1 protein-coding gene is annotated in these 18,424 nt (G+C 71.7%); it reads left to right on the top strand.

Annotation, left to right across the window (positions count from 1 at the left end):
* The first annotated feature begins 106 nt into the window (after positions 1-106).
* The gene (locus tag ACQP2Y_RS16175) at positions 107-18,409 is read left to right on the top strand and encodes an SDR family NAD(P)-dependent oxidoreductase (RefSeq protein WP_433728946.1); all 18,303 of its coding nucleotides are present in this window, start codon (positions 107-109) and stop codon (positions 18,407-18,409) included.
* The last annotated feature ends 15 nt before the right edge of the window (positions 18,410-18,424 follow it).

Below are 18,424 nucleotides of genomic sequence, written 5' to 3'. Positions count from 1 at the left end.
GCGGGAAGGAAAGCCTTAGCCCGCCGGGCCACCCTCGATCGGGAGCCCGGACGGCGCCTTCCCGCGCCCCCGAGTAGGTCTCGATTTGGTCGATGAGGGAGACCCGATGTCGAGTGCGCACGAAGTTCCCGCCCACGCCGGTGGGCCGGTGGCCGACGAGCCGATCGCGGTGATCGGCCTGTCCTGCCGGCTGCCCGGGGCCCCCGATCCGGAGGCGTTCTGGCGGGTGCTGCGCTCAGGCGAGAGCACAGTGACGCGGGTCCCCGAGGGCCGCTGGGCGGACGGCGCGCCTGCCGGCGGCACCGCGGAGGTGGAACACGGCGGGTTCCTCGATCAGATCGACAGTTTCGATCCGGCGTTCTTCGGCATCTCGCCGCGGGAGGCCACCACCATGGACCCGCAGCAGCGCTTGATGCTGGAGCTGGCCTGGGAGGCACTGGAGGACGCGCGGATCCTGCCCGGAGCGCTGGCCGGGAGCGACACGGCGGTGTTCGTCGGTGCGATCTGGGACGACTACGCGCATCTGCACTACCGGGGTGCGGGTGCGACCACCCCGCACACCATCACGGGCCTGCACCGCGGCATCATCGCCAACCGGGTTTCCTACCTGCTCGGGCTGCACGGGCCCAGCGCCGTGGTCGACACCGGACAATCCTCGTCCCTGGTCGCCGTCCACCTGGCCTGCGAGAGCCTGCGCCGGGGTGAGGCCGGTCTCGCCGTCGCCGGTGGCGTCAACCTGAACATCCTGTACCAGAGCACCGAGACGTGCGCCCGGTTCGGCGGTCTGTCGCCGGACGGACGGTGCTACACCTTCGACGAACGCGCCAACGGGTACGTCCGCGGCGAGGGCGGCGGAGCCGTGGTGCTCAAGCCGCTGTCGCGGGCGGTCGCGGACGGTGACCCGATCCACTGCGTGATCCGGGGCAGCGCGGTCAACAACGATGGTGCCACCGCTGGCCTCACCGTCCCGGGCGTCGCCACCCAGGAGGAGGTGCTGCGGCTGGCGTACCGCCGGGCCGGGGTCTCCCCCGCCGCCGTGCAGTACGTGGAACTGCACGGCACCGGCACCCCGGTGGGCGACCCGATCGAGGCCGCCGCGGTCGGCGCGGTCCTGGGCGCCGCGCGCACCGACGACGAGCCGCTGCGGGTCGGCTCGGCGAAGACGAACGTCGGGCATCTGGAGGGGGCGGCCGGCATCGTCGGGCTCCTCAAGGCGGCCCTCAGCCTCCGGTACGGCCAGCTGCCGCCCAGCCTCAACTTCGCCCGGCCGAACCCGCGGATCCCGCTCGCCGAGTTGCGGCTGCGGGTCCAGGGTGAGCTGGAGCCGTGGCCGCGGCCGGACGAGCCGCTGATCGCCGGCGTCAGCTCGTTCGGCATGGGCGGGACCAACGCCCACGTCGTGCTCGCAGCGGCGCCGCCGGCCGGCGCCGAACCGGTCGAGCCGGCCGCTTCGGCGGGGCCGGTGATGTGGTCACTGTCCGCCCGCAGCAAGCCGGCCCTGCGGGCCCAGGCCGAGCGGCTCGATGGCTGGATCGAGACCCACCCACACCTGCACCCCACCGCGATCGCCGACGCCCTGACCACCACCCGCACCCAGTTCGAGCACCGCGCCGTCGTCTGGGGTCACACCGTCGACGATCTCCGTCACGGCCTGACCGCTGTCGCCGCCGGCCAGGACGCTCCCAACGCCGTCACGGGAACGGCTACGCCCGGTGGTGTCGCGTTCCTGTTCACCGGCCAGGGCGCCCAGTACCCCGGGATGGGCGCTGACCTCTACACCGACCAGCCCATCTATGCCGCTGCCCTCGACGAAGTCTGCGCCGCCCTGGACCCGCACCTGCCGCAACCTTTGCTGCCGCTGATCCTGGGCACCGCCGACGACCCCGGCCAGTTGCACCAGACCCTCTACACGCAGCCGGCGTTGTTCGCCGTTGAGGTGGCCTTGTACCGGCTACTGACCGCCCGCGGCGTCACCCCGGACTACCTGGTCGGGCACTCCATCGGTGAACTGTCCGCCGCCCACGTCGCCGGGGTTCTTGACCTTGCTGATGCCGCCGTGCTGGTCACGACCCGGGCCCGGTTGATGCAGCACCACAGCACTCCGGGCGGGCTCATGGCCGCCATCAACACCGACGAACAAACCGTGCGGGCCGCCCTGACCGACCGGGTGTCCATCGCCGCGGTCAACAGCCCCACCAGCACCGTCATCTCCGGCGACCCCGACGCCGTCACCGCCCTGGCCGACTCCTTCCGCGAGGCCGGTATCCGCACCCGGATCTTGACCGTCAGCCACGCCTTCCACTCCCACCACATGGACCCGCTGCTTGATGAGCTGGCCGCGGTCGCCTCGACCCTGACCTACCACGCGCCGACGATTCGGATCGTCAGCACCCTGACCGGGTTGTCCGACACGGATCTGACCGACCCGACGTACTGGGCCCGGCAGGTACGCGGCGCCGTCCGATACGCCGACGCCATCACCCACCTGGCCGACCGAGTCGGCACTTGTCTCGAACTCGGACCCGACGCCGCGCTTGCGCCGGCCACCCGGGAGACCGTCGACGTCACCGTCCTGCCGCTGCTACGCCGCAACCACCCCCACGGGCTGGACGTCGCCCTCGCCACCCTGCGCGTGCAGGGCCACTTCGCGCCACCGCACACCTCCGGCGGGCCGCACGTAGCCCTGCCGACCTACGCCTTCGACCGGCAGCGGTACTGGCTCGACGAAGCCGTGACCCCGGCGGCACCCGGCCGCCCGGTCGCCGGCGTCGAGGACGCGGTCGTCCCGGATGACGAGCCGGTGTGGGCGACCGGCAGCCCGGCCGAACGGGAGCAGCGGTCCCTCGACCTCGTCCGGACCAGCGTCGCGATCGTCCTCGGGCACGTCACCGCCGGCACGGTCGACACCAGCCGGACGTTCAAGGACCTGGGCTTCGACTCGTACTCGGCGGTCGACCTGCGCAACCGGCTGGCCGGCGTGACCGGCCTGCCCCTGCCGGCGACCCTCACCTTCGACCACCCGACGCCGGCTGCCGTGGCGGCGTACCTGGTGGCGGCCACCTCCTCGCCGGCACGGGCGCCGGAGGCCGTCGCGGCGGTGGCCGGCGACGAACCCGTGGCGATCGTCGCGATGGGCTGCCGGTACCCCGGCGACGTACGGACGCCCGAGGACCTGTGGCGGCTGGTCGCCGAGCGGGGCGACGCCGTCTCGGACTTTCCCGTGGACCGTGGGTGGGACATCGACTCCCTGTACGACCCGGACCCGGGCACGCCCGGGCGGACGTACACCAGGCGCGGCGGCTTCCTGCACGACGCCGGGCAGTTCGACCCGGCGTTCTTCGGCATCAGCCCGCGTGAGGCCGCGGCCATGGACCCGCAGCAGCGGTTGCTGCTGGAGACGGCGTGGGAGGCGGTCGAGCGGGCCGGCATCGACCCGTCGACCCTGCGCGGCAGCCAGTCCGGCGTGTTCGTCGGTGCGGTGACCCAGGACTACGGGCCGCGGCTGCACGACCCGGCGGACGGCTTCGACGGGTACCTGCTGACCGGCACCACGGCCAGCGTCGCGTCCGGGCGGCTGGCGTACACCCTCGGCCTGCACGGTCCCGCCGTCACCATCGACACGGCGTGCTCCTCGTCGCTGGTCGCCCTGCACCTCGCCGTGCAGGCGCTACGCCAGGGCGAGTGCAGCTTGGCGCTGGCCGGCGGCGCGGCCGTGATGGCCAATCCCGGCATGTTCGTGGAGTTCAGCCGGCAGCGGGGCCTGTCGACCGACGGGACCTGCAAGGCGTTCTCCGCGGACGCCGACGGCACCGGCTGGGCCGAGGGCGTCGGCCTGGTCGTGCTGGAGCGGCTGTCGGACGCCCGGCGCCACGGGCACCCGGTGCTGGCGCTGATCCGCGGCTCGGCCGTCAACCAGGACGGTGCCAGCAACGGCCTGACCGCACCCAACGGCCCCGCCCAGGAACGCGTCATCCGCCAGGCCCTCGCCAACGCCCGGCTCGACGCCACCGACGTCGACGCGGTCGAGGCCCACGGCACCGGCACCACGCTCGGCGACCCGATCGAGGCCCAGGCACTGCTCGCCACGTACGGCCAGGGCCGGCCGGAGGATCAGCCGTTGTGGCTGGGCTCGCTCAAGTCGAACATCGGCCACACCCAGGCCGCCGCCGGTGTCGCCGGTGTCATCAAAATGGTCCAGGCGATGCGGCACGGTGTCCTCCCGCAGACCCTGCACGCCGGCACGCCGAGCCCGCACATCGACTGGGACAGCGGCGCCGTCAGCCTGCTCACCGAGGCGCGTCCCTGGCCCGAGACCGGACGGCCCCGCCGCGCCGCCGTCTCGTCCTTCGGCATCAGCGGCACCAACGGTCACCTGATCCTGGAGAGTGTCCCGCCGATCGAGGACGTCCCGGCGGAGGAGGCGGAGGCCGGAACCGGCGGTCATGTCCCGCTGCCCGTTGTCGTATCGGCGCGCAATGCGGCGGCGTTGCGAGCCCAGGCGGCACGGTTGCGCGGCTTCGTCGACGCCGAACCGGCACACCGGCCGGCGGATGTCGCGTACGCGCTGGCAACCACGCGGACCGCGTTCGAGCACCGCGCTGTCGCCTTCGCCGCCGACCGTACGGAGCTCCGGAACGCGCTGGAAGCCCTGTCCCTGGACACGGCTGACGCGGCGGGAATCCGTGGGACGGTCCACGGCGACGGCCGGACAGTGTTCGTGTTCCCCGGCCAGGGCTCGCAGTGGGCCGGCATGGCTCGGAGCCTGCTCGCGTCATCACCGGTGTTCGCCCAGCACCTGCAACGCTGCGCCGAGGCACTGGCCCCGTACACCGACTGGTCCCTGGTGGACGTGCTGGAGGGGGTCGACGGCGCACCGACCCTGGACCGGGTCGACGTCGTCCAGCCGGCGCTGTTCGCGGTGATGGTGTCGCTGGCGGACCTGTGGCGGTCGTACGGTGTGCGTCCGGCGGCGGTCATGGGGCATTCCCAGGGTGAGATCGCCGCGGCGTACGTCTGCGGTGCCCTCTCCCTCGCGGACGCCGCCCGCGTGGTCGCCCTGCGCAGCCGCGCGCTCGGCGTCCTGGCCGGTCACGGCGGCATGGTCTCCGTGGCCCTGCCCGCGGACGAGGTACGGCGCCGGATCGCCGGCTGGGACGGCCGGCTGAGCGTCGCCACTGTCAACGGCCCGTCCTCGACCGTGGTGTCCGGCGAGCCCGGGGCGCTGGACGAACTGCTCGCCGCCTGCGCCACCGACGAGGTACGGGCGCGCCGCATCCCGGTCGACTACGCCTCGCACTCGGCCCAGGTGGAGCGGATCCGCGAGGAGCTGGCCGAACTGCTGGCCGGCATCACCCCCATGTCGGCCGACATCCTGTTCTGCTCGACAGTGACCGGTGATCTGCTGGACACCAGCACCCTCGACGGCGACTACTGGTACCGCAACCTGCGGCAGACCGTGGAGTTCGAACGGGCCACCCGCAGCCTGCTCGACCGGGGCTTCCGGATCTTCGTGGAGTCGAGCCCGCACCCGGTGCTGACCCTGGGTATGCAGGAGACGTTCGAGGACGCGGGGACCGCCGCCGTGGCCGTACCGTCGCTGCGCCGTGACGAGGGTGACCTCGCGCGGTTCCGCAGCTCGCTCGCGCAGGCGTACGTCAGCGGGGCCACGGTCGACTGGACGGCCGCGATGCCGGAGCCGTCCCACCGGCCGGTCATGCTGCCCACGTATGCCTTCCAGCGACAGCGGTACTGGCTGGAGACCCCCGCGACCCGTGCCGGGCTCGGTGACGCCGGCCTGGAAACCGTCGACCACCCGCTGCTCAGTGCCATGGTGTCCCGGGCCGACGGCGAGGGAGTCGTACTCACCGGCCGGCTCGCGGTGCAGTCGCATCCCTGGCTGGCCGATCACGCGGTGCTCGGCCGGGTCCTGCTGCCCGGCACCGCCATCGTGGAGCTCGTCCTTCAGGCGGGGCTGTCGGCCGGTTGCCCCCGGCTGGAGGAGCTGACGCTGGAGGCGCCGCTGCCGCTGCCGGACCGGGGCGGGGTGCAGATCCAGGTCGTGGTCACCGGCGCCGAGACGGACGGTCCACGAGCGGTCTCGCTCTACTCACGTCCGGACACCGGCGCGGAAGCCGCCTGGACCCGGCACGCGTCCGGATCGATGTCAGGTGGCGAAACGACGACCGCGGCGACTCCCACCCGCTCCGGAGAGTGGCCGCCCGGGGATGCCACGCCCGTGGACGTCACGGACCTGTACCCCCGGCTGGAGGACCAGGGTTATGGGTACGGCCCGGTGTTCCAGGGAGTGCGGGCGGTGTGGCGCCGAGGCGAGGAACTGTTCGCCGAGGTGACTCTCGATGTAGAGCAGCACGCCGACGCAGGGCGGTTCGGCGTGCACCCGGCTCTGCTGGACTCGGCGCTGCACGCCGTGGTGGATCTCCTGCCCCGGCCGGTTGACGAGACAGCTGACGTCCGGCCGCGGTTGCCCTTCATCTGGTCCGATGTGGAGGTCCTGGCGGTCGGTGCGACCGCGCTGCGGGTGTCGATCTCGCCGGAGGGGCCGGACCGCGTCCGGTTGACGCTGACCGACCCGGCCGGTCAGCCGGTCGCCCGGGTCGGCGGGTTGGCGCTGCGGGAGATGGCCGCCGAGGCGCTGCCGACAACGACGGGTACGGGAGGCCTGTTCCGGGTCGAATGGCAGCCGTTGCCCGCGACCGAACCTTCACCGGCGGATCCTGACCTCACCATCATCGACTTCACCGCAGCCACTTCCGGGGGCTCTCTGCAGGCGATGCACGACCACCTCGACCGCAGCCTCGCCACCCTCCAGGAACTCCTGGCCGAGGACACCCGCATCGTCGCGGTCACCCGCAACGCCACCACCGACGATCCCGACCTCACCACCGCACCCGTCTGGGGTCTGCTCCGCACCGCCCAAAGCGAACACCCCGACCGCATCACTCTCATCGACACCGACGGCAACTCCGACCTCATCTTCACCGCAGCCGCCTCAGGCGAACCTCAACTGGCGATCCGCGACAACACCCTGCACATCCCCCGCCTCACCCCGGCCACCGTCGACGGCGACCGACGATTCGATCCCGACGGCATGGTGCTCATCACCGGCGGCACCGGCACCCTCGGCGCCCTCACCGCACGCCGCCTGATCACCCACCACGGCGTCCGGCACCTGCTGCTGACCAGCCGCCGCGGACCCGACGCACCCGACGCCGACACGCTGACCGCCGACCTCAGCCAGCTCGGAGCCACCGTCACGATCGCCGCCTGCGACATCTCCGATCCCGATGCCCTTGCCGGCCTGCTCGCCGAGCACCCGATCACCGCGGTCATTCACACCGCCGGTGTCCTGCACGACGCGGCGCTGACCAACCAGACCCCGAAAACCCTGCGCACCGTGCTGGCCGCCAAAGCCGACGCGGCCTGGCACCTGCACGAGCAGACCCGACACCTGCCCCTGACCCACTTCGTCCTGTACTCGTCCATCGTGGCTTCGCTGGGCAATGCCGGGCAGGCCAACTACGCCGCGGCGAACACCTACCTCGACACCCTTGCCCTGCACCGCCACCACCGGGGCCTGCCGGCCACCTCGATCGGCTGGGGGCTGTGGGCCGAGAGCAGCGGCATGACCGGTCGGCTCACCAGCACTCACCAGGAACGTCTGCACCAGAGCGGCATCGCGGCCATCCCCACCGCCGACGCCCTCGAGTTGCTGGACACGGCCCTGCGGCAGCCGCAGCCCACCGTCACGGCGGCGCGGCTGCACCAGCCGGCCCTGCGTCACGGAACCGGTCTGCCCGCGCTGCTGCACGGCCTGGTCAGAACACCGGTCCGGCGGGCGGCGGCCGGTCCGGCCCAGGCGTCGGCGGGGTGGGCTCAGCGGCTGGCCGGCCTGGATGCCGGCGCGCGGCGGGCCGCTCTGCTGACAGTGGTACGCAGCCAGATCGCGACGGTCCTCGGTCACTCGGCCGACGACGAGGTGGTCGCGGACCGGGCCTTCAAGGACCTGGGCTTCGACTCGCTCACCTCGGTGGAGCTGCGTAACCGGCTGGGCGTGGCGCTGGGCGTACGGCTGCCCGCGACCCTGGTCTTCGACCACCCGTCCCCGCTGGCGGTGGTGTCGTTCCTGGACCGGATGCTGACCGGCGCGGCTCCGGCCACGTCGTCCGCGGCCCACACGGGTATGTCCACGGAGCCGATCGCGATCGTCGCGATGGGTTGCCGCTACCCTGGCGGGACGGGCAGCCCGGAGGACCTGTGGGACCTGGTGGCAGCGGAGACCGACGCGATCGGCGACTTCCCCGACGACCGCGGCTGGGACACGGACAACCTCTACGACCCCGACCCCACCACCACCGGCAAGACCTACACCCGCCACGGCGGCTTCCTGCACCACGCCGCCGACTTCGACCCCACCTTCTTCGGCATCAACCCCCGCGAAGCCCTCGCCATCGACCCCCAACAACGCCTCCTCCTCGAAACCGCCTGGGAAACCCTCGAAAACGCCCACATCGACCCCACCACCCTGCGCGGCACCCCCACCGGCGTCTTCGCCGGCCTCATGTACCACGACTACGCCGGTCGCCTCGTCCGTGCTCCGGAGGGCCTCGAGGGATACATGACGACCGGCAACCAGGGCAGCGTGGCGTCCGGCCGGGTGGCGTACACGTTCGGTTTCGAAGGTCCCGCCGTCACGGTGGACACGGCCTGCTCGTCGTCGCTCGTGGCGCTGCACCTGGCGGTGCGCTCGCTGCGGCAGGGCGAGAGCACGCTGGCGCTGGCCGGCGGGGTCACCGTCATGGCCAGCCCGGAGATCTTCGTGGAGTTCAGCCGGCAGCGCGGGCTGGCCCCGGACGGCCGGTGCAAGTCGTTCGGCGCGGGCGCGGACGGTGCCGCCTGGTCCGAAGGTGTGGGTCTGCTGCTCCTGGAGCGGCTGTCGGACGCGGAACGCAACGGGCACCCGGTGCTCGCGGTGATCCGTGGGTCGGCGGTCAACCAGGACGGTGCCAGCAATGGGCTCACCGCACCCAACGGGCCTGCCCAGGAGCGTGTCATCCGTCAAGCGCTGGCCGATGCCGGGCTGAGCGCCACCGAGGTGGACGCGGTGGAGGCGCACGGCACCGGCACTACGCTCGGTGACCCGATCGAGGCCCAGGCGCTACTGGCCACCTACGGCCAGGACCGGCCCGCGGACCAGCCGCTGTGGCTGGGCTCGCTCAAGTCGAACATCGGCCACACCCAGGCCGCCGCCGGCGTCGCCGGCGTCATCAAAATGGTCCTGGCCATGCAACACGGCCTGCTACCCAAGACCCTGCACGCGGATCAGCCGAGCCCGCACGTCGACTGGTCCAGCGGCGCCGTCAGCCTGCTCACCGAGCCGCAGTCCTGGCCCGAGACCGGACGACTCCGCCGGGCGGCGGTGTCATCGTTCGGGATCAGCGGCACCAACGCCCACGTCGTCCTCGAGCAGGCCGACACCGCCGACGTGCCGGCCGCTCCGAAGCCCGGGCCTGTGCACTGGGTGCTGTCCGCCAAGACGGAGGCGGCGCTTGGCGCTCAGGCCGAACGGCTCGGTGAGTGGGTCGACGCGCGGGAAGGTGACGTGGACCTGACCGCGGTCGCTGACACGCTCGTCAGCCGGGCTCTGTTCGAGCACCGCGCTGTCGTCTGGGGTGACACCCTCACCGATCTGCGCCGCGGCCTGACCGCCGTCGCCTCAGGCCAAGACGCTGCCAACGCCGTCACCGGAACAGCCACCCCCGGCGGTGTCGCGTTCCTGTTCACCGGCCAAGGCGCCCAACACCCCGGCATGAGCGCCGACCTCTACACCGACCAACCCGTCTACGCCGCCGCCCTCGACCAGATCTGCGCCGCCCTCGACCCGCACCTGCCGCAACCTTTGCTGCCGCTGATCCTGGGCACCGCCGACGACCCCGACCTGCTGCACCAAACCCTCTACACCCAACCGGCGTTGTTCGCCGTCGAAGTGGCCTTGTACCGGCTGCTCACCGCGCGCGGCGTCACCCCCAACTACCTGGTCGGGCACTCCATCGGTGAACTCTCCGCCGCACACGCCGCCGGGATCCTCGACCTCGCCGACGCCGCTCTGCTGGTCACCACCCGCGCCCGGCTCATGCAACACAACAGCACCCCGGGCGGGTTGATGGCCGCCATCAACACCGACGAACAAACCGTGCGCGCCGCCCTGACCGACCGAGTGCACATCGCCGCGGTCAACAGCCCGACCAGCACCGTCATCTCCGGCGACCCCGACGCGGTCACCGCCCTGGCCGACTCCTTCCGCGAGGCCGGTATCCGCACCCGCGTCTTGACGGTCAGCCACGCCTTCCACTCCCACCACATGGACCCACTGCTTGATGAGCTGGCCGCGGTCGCCTCGACCCTGACCTACCACGCGCCGACGATTCCGATCGTCAGCACCCTGACCGGGTTGTCCGACACGGACCTGACCGACCCCGGCTACTGGGCCCGGCAGGTACGCGGCACCGTCCGCTACGCCGACGCCGTCACCCACCTGGCCGACCAGGTCAACACCTACCTCGAACTCGGACCTGATGCCGCCCTCACCCCGGCCACCCGCGAGACCGTCGACGACACCGTCCTGCCGTTGTTGCGCCGCGGCCACGTTCACGGAGTCGATGCCGCCCTGGCCGTCCTGCACACCCTCGGTCGCGCACCCAGCCCGTACACCTCGACCGGGCGGCACGTCGCGCTGCCCACGTACCCGTTCGACCGGCAGCGGTACTGGATCAGCCCGGACGCCGGGGACGTCGCCCATGCCGGGTTGCAGGCCAGCACCCACCCACTGCTGAGCGTGACGACCGAGCTGGCCCAGCACGACGCGCTGCTGCTGACCGCGCAGCTGAACCGTCACACCCAGCCGTGGCTGGCCGATCACACCGTCGGCGGCACCACCCTGCTGCCGGGTACTGCTTTGCTCGATCTGGCTCTGCACGCCGCTGCCCACACCGGTCAGGGCTACGTCGACGAGCTCATGCTGGAGAGTCCGCTCGTCCTGCCGGCGAACGGCAACATTCAGTTGCAGATCACCGTCGACCCGCCCGACCCGACCGGCCGGCGGCCGATCCACGTCCACAGCCGGCTCGCCGGCGGCGAGGCGGACGCGCCGTGGGTGCGCAACGCCGACGGTTACCTGAGCGACGATCCCGCCGACCTGCCGACCGGGGGAACGCAGTGGCCGCCCTCGGGCGCGGAGGAGCTGGACGTCGAGGCTCTCTACGACGGGCTGGCCGAGCGCGGCTACGACTACGGGCCGGCGTTGCAGAACCTGCGGGCGTTGTGGCGCCGCGGTGCGGAGCTGTTCGCCGAGGTCGCTTTGGGCGAAGAGGTCACCGGGGCCGACGGGTACGCGGTGCATCCCGCCCTGCTGGACTCGGCTCTGCACAGCCTCCTGCTGCCCTCCCCGGACTCGCCGGGCCGTGATCTGCTGCCGTTCTCGTGGTCCGGGGTGTCGGTCCACGCGAGCGGGGCGACGGCGCTGCGGGTACGGCTGGCACCGGCCGGCGCCGACACGATGAGTCTGCTCGCCACGGATGAGGACGGCGAGCCGGTGATGTCCGCGGCCGCCCTGGTGCTGCGCCCGGTGGACATCTCACGACTGGGTTCGTCGCCGCTCGACCGGTCTCTGTTCACCGTGCAGTGGCAGCCGCTACCCGCCACCGAACCTTCACCGCCGGATCCTGACCTCACCATCATCGACTTCACCGCAGCCACTTCCGGGGGCTCTCTGCAGACGATGCACGACCACCTCAACCGCAGCCTCGCCACCCTCCAGGAACTCCTGGCCGAAGACACCCGCATCGTCGCGGTCACCCGCAACGCCACCACCGACGATCCCGACCTCACCACCGCACCCGTCTGGGGCCTGCTCCGCACCGCCCAAAGCGAACACCCCGACCGCATCACCCTCATCGACACCGACGGCGACACCGACCTCATCTTCACCGCAGCCGCCTCAGGCGAACCCCAACTGGCGATCCGCGACAACACCCTGCACATCCCCCGCCTCACCCCAGCCACCGTCGACGGCGACCGACGATTCGATCCCGACGGCACGGTGCTCATCACCGGCGGCACCGGCACCCTCGGCGCCCTCACCGCACGCCGCCTGATCACCCACCACGACGTCCGGCACCTGCTGCTGACCAGCCGCCGCGGACCCGACGCCCCCGGCGCCGACACGCTGACCGCCGACCTCAGCCAGCTCGGGGCCACCGTCACCATCGCCGCCTGCGACATCTCCGACCCCGACGCCCTCGCCCGCCTGCTCGCCGAACACCCGATCACCGCGGTCATTCACACCGCCGGTGTCCTGCACGACGCGGCGCTGACCAACCAGACCCCGGAAACCCTGCGCACTGTGCTGGCCGCCAAAGCCGACGCGGCGTGGCACCTGCACGAGCAGACCCGACACCTGCCCCTGACCCACTTCGTCCTCTACTCCTCCATCGCCGGCGTCCTCGGCACCGCTGGACAGGCCAACTACGCCGCCGCGAACACCTACCTCGACGCCCTCGCCCAGCACCGCCACCACCGGGGCCTACCCGCCACCTCCATCGGCTGGGGGCTGTGGGCCGAGAACAGCGGCATGACCGGACAGCTCACCAGCACCCACCACGAACGTCTGCACCACAGCGGCATCGCGGCCATCCCCACCGCCGACGCCCTCCACCTGCTCGACACCGCTCTGCGCCAGAACCAGCCGACCATCACCGCCACTCACCTGCACCAGCCGGCTCTGCGTCACGGCGCGGACCTACCGCCCCTGCTGCACGGCCTGGTCAGAACGTCCACCAGGCGGCCCGTGCGGGCGGGGAACGCCAGAGCTGATCTGCGCCGGCGCCTGCTCGGCGCCTCCGCGGAGGAACGCGACCGGATGCTGCTGGAGCTGGTCCGCTCGCAGGTCGCGCTGGTGCTCGGACACGCGGACACAGAGGCCGTCGCCGCCGACCGCGCCTTCAAGGATCTCGGGTTCGACTCGCTGACCGCCGTCGAGCTGCGCAACCGGATCAATGGGGCCACCGGCCTGCGCCTGCCCACCACGCTCGTCTTCGACTACCCGAATCCCGCCGTGCTCGCCGGATACCTGCGCACCGCGATGCTCGCGGAGGCCCCACCGGCTCCGGCCACCGGCCCGGCCGCGGAGGCGTCGGTGGAACCGATCGCGATCGTCGCGATGGGTTGCCGCTACCCCGGCGACACCGCCACACCCCAACAACTCTGGAACCTCGTCACCACCGCCACCGACGCCATCACCGGATTTCCCGACAACCGCGGCTGGGACACCGACCACCTCTACGACCCCGACCCCACCACCACCGGCAAGACCTACACCCGCCACGGCGGCTTCCTGCACCACGCCGCCGACTTCGACCCCACCTTCTTCGGCATCAACCCCCGCGAAGCCCTCGCCATCGACCCCCAACAACGCCTCCTCCTCGAAACCGCCTGGGAAACCCTCGAAAACGCCCACATCGACCCCACCACCCTGCGCGGCACCCCCACCGGCGTCTTCGCCGGCCTCATGTACCACGACTACGCGTCCCGGCTGCCGGTCGCGCCGGCCGAGCTGGAGGGCTATCTCGCCACCGGCAGCACCGGCAGCATCGCCTCGGGCCGGGTGGCGTACACCTTCGGTTTCGAAGGTCCCGCCGTCACGGTGGACACGGCCTGCTCGTCGTCGCTGGTCGCGCTGCACCTGGCCGCACAGGCTCTGCGCCGCGGCGAGTGCACGCTCGCGCTGGCCGGCGGCGTCACTGTGATGGCGACCCCGGACGTGTTCGTCGAGTTCAGCCGCCAGCGTGGTCTCGCCCCGGACGCCCGGTGCAAGGCCTTCGGCGCCGGCGCCGACGGCACCGCCTGGGGTGAGGGCGCCGGCCTGCTGCTGCTGGAAAGGCTGTCGGACGCGCGGCGCAACGGGCATCCGGTGCTCGCGGTGATGCGTGGCTCGGCGGTCAACCAGGACGGTGCCAGCAATGGGCTCACCGCACCCAACGGGCCCGCGCAGGAACGCGTCATCCGCCGGGCGCTCGCGGACGCCGGTCTTGAACCCGGTGACATCGATGCGGTCGAGGCGCACGGCACCGGCACCGCCCTCGGCGACCCGATCGAGGCCCAGGCGCTGCTGGCCACGTACGGTCAGGACCGGCCCGCGGATCGCCCGTTGTGGCTGGGTTCCATCAAGAGCAACATCGGTCACACGCAGGCTGCGGCGGGTGTTGCCGGCATCATCAAAATGGTCCAGGCGATGCGGCACGGCACCTTGCCGAAAACCCTGCACGCGGATGAGCCGAGCCCGCACGTCGACTGGTCCAGCGGCGCGGTCAGCCTGCTCACCGAAGCCCGGCCCTGGCCCGAAACCGGCCGGCCCCGCCGGGCGGCGGTGTCGTCGTTCGGGATCAGCGGCACCAATGCCCACGTCGTCCTCGAGCAGGGTGACACCGAGGTGACGCCGGTCGAACAGGCTGCTCCTGCGGGTCCGGTGATGTGGTCACTGTCGGCACGCAGTAAGCCGGCCCTGCGGGCTCAGGCGAACCGACTCGGTGAGTGGGTCGACGAGCACCAGGAGGCGAACCCCGCGGCTGTCGCAGACACGCTCGTCAGCCGGGCCTTGTTCGAGCACCGCGCTGTCGTCTGGGGTGACACCCTCACCGATCTGCGCCGCGGCCTGACCGCCGTCGCCTCAGGCCAAGACGCTGCCAACGCCGTCACCGGAACAGCCACCCCCGGCGGTGTCGCGTTCCTGTTCACCGGCCAAGGCGCCCAACACCCCGGCATGAGCGCCGACCTCTACACCGACCAACCCGTCTACGCCGCCGCCCTCGACCAGATCTGCGCCGCCCTCGACCCGCACCTGCCGCAACCTTTGCTGCCGCTGATCCTGGGCACCGCCGACGACCCCGACCTGCTGCACCAAACCCTCTACACCCAACCGGCGTTGTTCGCCGTCGAAGTGGCCTTGTACCGGCTGCTCACCGCGCGCGGCGTCACCCCCAACTACCTGGTCGGGCACTCCATCGGTGAACTCTCCGCCGCACACGCCGCCGGGATCCTCGACCTCGCCGACGCCGCTGTACTGGTCACCACCCGGGCTCGGCTGATGCAGCACCACAGCACTCCGGGCGGGTTGATGGCCGCCATCAACACCGACGAACAAACCGTGCGCGCCGCCCTGACCGACCGAGTGCACATCGCGGCGGTGAACAGCTCGACCAGCACCGTGATCTCGGGGGATCCCGACGCGGTCACCGCCCTGGCCGACTCCTTCCGCGAGGCCGGTATCCGCACTCGGATCCTGACGGTCAGCCACGCCTTCCACTCCCACCACATGGACCCACTGCTCGACGAGCTGGCCGCCGTCGCCGCCACCCTGACCTACCACCCACCCACCATCCCGATCATCAGCACCCTCACCGGGTCGCCCGACACCGACCTGACCGACCCCGGCTACTGGGCCCGACAGGTACGCGGCACCGTCCGCTACGCCGACGCCATCACCCACCTGGCCGACCAGGTCAACACCTACCTCGAACTCGGACCTGATGCCGCCCTCACCCCGGCCACCCGCGAAACCACCGACCACACCGTCCTGCCGCTGCTACGCCGCAACCACCCCCACGGGCTGGACGTCGCCCTCGCCACCCTGCACACACGTGGTCACATCCCCGCGCCACATACACCCACCGGGCAGTACGTCACTCTGCCGACCTACGCCTTCGACCGGCAGCGGTACTGGCTCGACGCACCCCAGGGCTCGCGGGGTATTGCCGGGCTCGGGATGAGGACCACCGACCACCCGCTGCTGGGGGCCGTAACGGAGCTGGCGGGACGCGACGAGCTGCTGCTCACCGGGAGGATCTCCGTCAGCGCGCAGCCGTGGCTCGCTGATCACGCCGTCGCCGGCGTCACCCTGCTGCCGGGTACCGCGCTGGTGGACATGGCCCTGGAAGCCGGTGCCCGGCTCGGCTGCCCGGCTGTCGAGGAGCTCGTCCTGGAGCACCCGCTGGTGCTCCGGGGCCGGGCCGGTGCGCTGGTTCAGCTCGCGGTGGCAACGCCGGACGGGAACGGGCGCCGGTCGGTGACGATCCACTCCCGACCCGATGACGACGATGACGGCGCCACCTGGACACGGCACGCTGCCGGTGTCCTGGCGCCGTCGACGCCACGCGCATCGGACGTCCCGGTCGAGTGGCCACCGGCGGGAGCGACCGGCGTAGACGTCCATCCGATGTACGAGAGCCTGGCCGATCGCGGCTACGACTACGGGCCGGCGTTCCAGAACGTTCGGGCGCTCTGGCGCCGCGGTCAGGACCTGTTCGCCGAGGTCTCCCTCGGCGACGCGGACCGGATCTCCGCCGACCGGTACGGCATCCATCCCGCCCTGTTCGACGCGGCCCTCCACGCCGTCGCCGGGAGCACCGAGACTGCAGGTCCGCCCGGGCTGCCGTTCGCCTGGCACGACGTGACGCTCGGGGTCGCCGGGACGGCGTCGGCCCGGGTACGGGTGTCGCACACGAGCACCGACGCGGTAGCGGTGACGATGTGGGACGACACCGGCCACGAGGTCATGTCGGTCGGCTCCCTGGTGCTGCGCCCGATGGACGTGTCACTGCCGAAACCGTCCACGCTGTTCACTCTGCAGTGGCAGCCGTTGCCCGCGAGCGAACTTCAGTCACCCGATCCTGACCTCAGCATCATCGACTTCACCGCACCCACCTCCGGGGGCTCTCTGCAGGCGATGCACGACCACCTCAACCGCAGCCTCGCCACCCTTCAAGAGCTCCTGGCCGAGGACACCCGGATCGTCGCGGTCACCCGCAACGCCACCACCGACAACCCCGACCTCACCACCGCACCCGTCTGGGGACTGCTCCGCACCGCCCAGAGCGAACACCCCGACCGGCTCACCATCATCGACACCGACGGCGACACCGACGGCAGCAGCGACCTCATCCTCACCGCAGCCGCATCAGGCGAACCTCAACTGGCAATCCGCGACAACACCCTGCACATCCCCCGCCTCACCCCAGCCACCTTCGACGACAGCCAACGGTTCGACCCTGACGGCACCGTGCTCATCACCGGTGGCACCGGCACCCTCGGCGCCCTCACCGCACACCGCCTGATCACCCACCACGACGTCCGCCACCTCCTACTGACCAGCCGTCGCGGTTCGGACGCACCCAACGCCGACGCGTTGGCCGCCGATCTCAGCCAGCTCGGGGCCACCGTCACCATCGCCGCCTGCGACACCAGCGACCCCGACGCCCTCGCCCGCCTACTCGCCCAACACCCGATCACCGCGGTCATCCACACCGCCGGCACCCTGCACGACGCGGCGGTAACCAACCAAACCCCCGAAACGCTGCACACCGTGCTGACCGCCAAAGCCAACGCCGCCTGGCACCTGCACCAGCAGACCCGACACCTACCCCTGACCCACTTCGTCCTCTACTCCTCCATCGCCGGCATCCTCGGCAACCCCGGACAAGCCAACTACGCCGCCGCCAACACCTACCTCGACGCCCTCGCCCAACACCGCCACCACCGGGGCCAACCCGCCACCTCCATCGCCTGGGGACTCTGGGCCGAAACCAGCGACATGACCAGCCAACTCACCAACACCCACCACCGATCCGGTGTCACGGCCATGCCCAGTCCCGAGGCGCTCGACCTGCTCGACACTGCACTACGGCAGAACCACCCCACCATCACCGCCGCGACCTTCCACCAACCGACCCTGCGCACCCACGCCACCACCGGCAACCTCCCCGCACCACTCCACAGCCTGGTGCGGACACCCGCCCGCCGGTCCACCGCCGTAACGGCACCAGAGTCGCTGCCCCAGCGCCTGGCGGGCCTCGACGAGGCGGACCAGAGCAAGGTGCTCCTCGAACTCGTCCAAACTCAGGCCGCATCCGCGCTCGGACACAGCGATCCGCGGACGGTCGACATGGACCGGGGCTTCCTGGATCTCGGGTTCGACTCGCTGACCGCCGTCGAGCTGCGCAACCGCCTCAACGCGGCCACCGGCCTGCGCCTGCCCACCACGCTCGTCTTCGACTACCCGAATCCCAACGCGGTCGCCGACCATCTGCGCACGCAACTCGTCCCCACGGGTCCGGCCGCGGCGGCGCCGGTCTTCGCGAGCCTCGACCGGATCGCGGACGCTCTGCCGGGTCTGCCTACGGACGAGGAGACCCGTACGCGTCTCGCGGCGCGGTTCCAGGACCTGCTGACCCGGTTGACCACCGAGCCGGACCCGGATGGGGCCTCCGCCGGACCGGAACTCACCGACGCCTCGGACGACGAGATCTTCGCGTTCATCGACAACGAACTCGGCATCGCCTGATGTCCACGAAACGGC

Origin of the sequence: Actinoplanes sp. CA-051413, assembly GCF_050955795.1 — a bacterium.
In the GTDB taxonomy this organism is placed as follows: domain Bacteria; phylum Actinomycetota; class Actinomycetes; order Mycobacteriales; family Micromonosporaceae; genus Actinoplanes.
Note: the sequence above shows the minus strand (reverse complement) of the source record. Positions and strands in the feature narration are given on the sequence as shown.

What these genes read in the sequence shown, in the direction of transcription:
- ACQP2Y_RS16175 (WP_433728946.1), top strand. Translation starts at nt 107, where the DNA reads ATGTCGAGTGCGCACGAAGTTCCCGCCCACGCCGGTGGGCCGGTGGCC.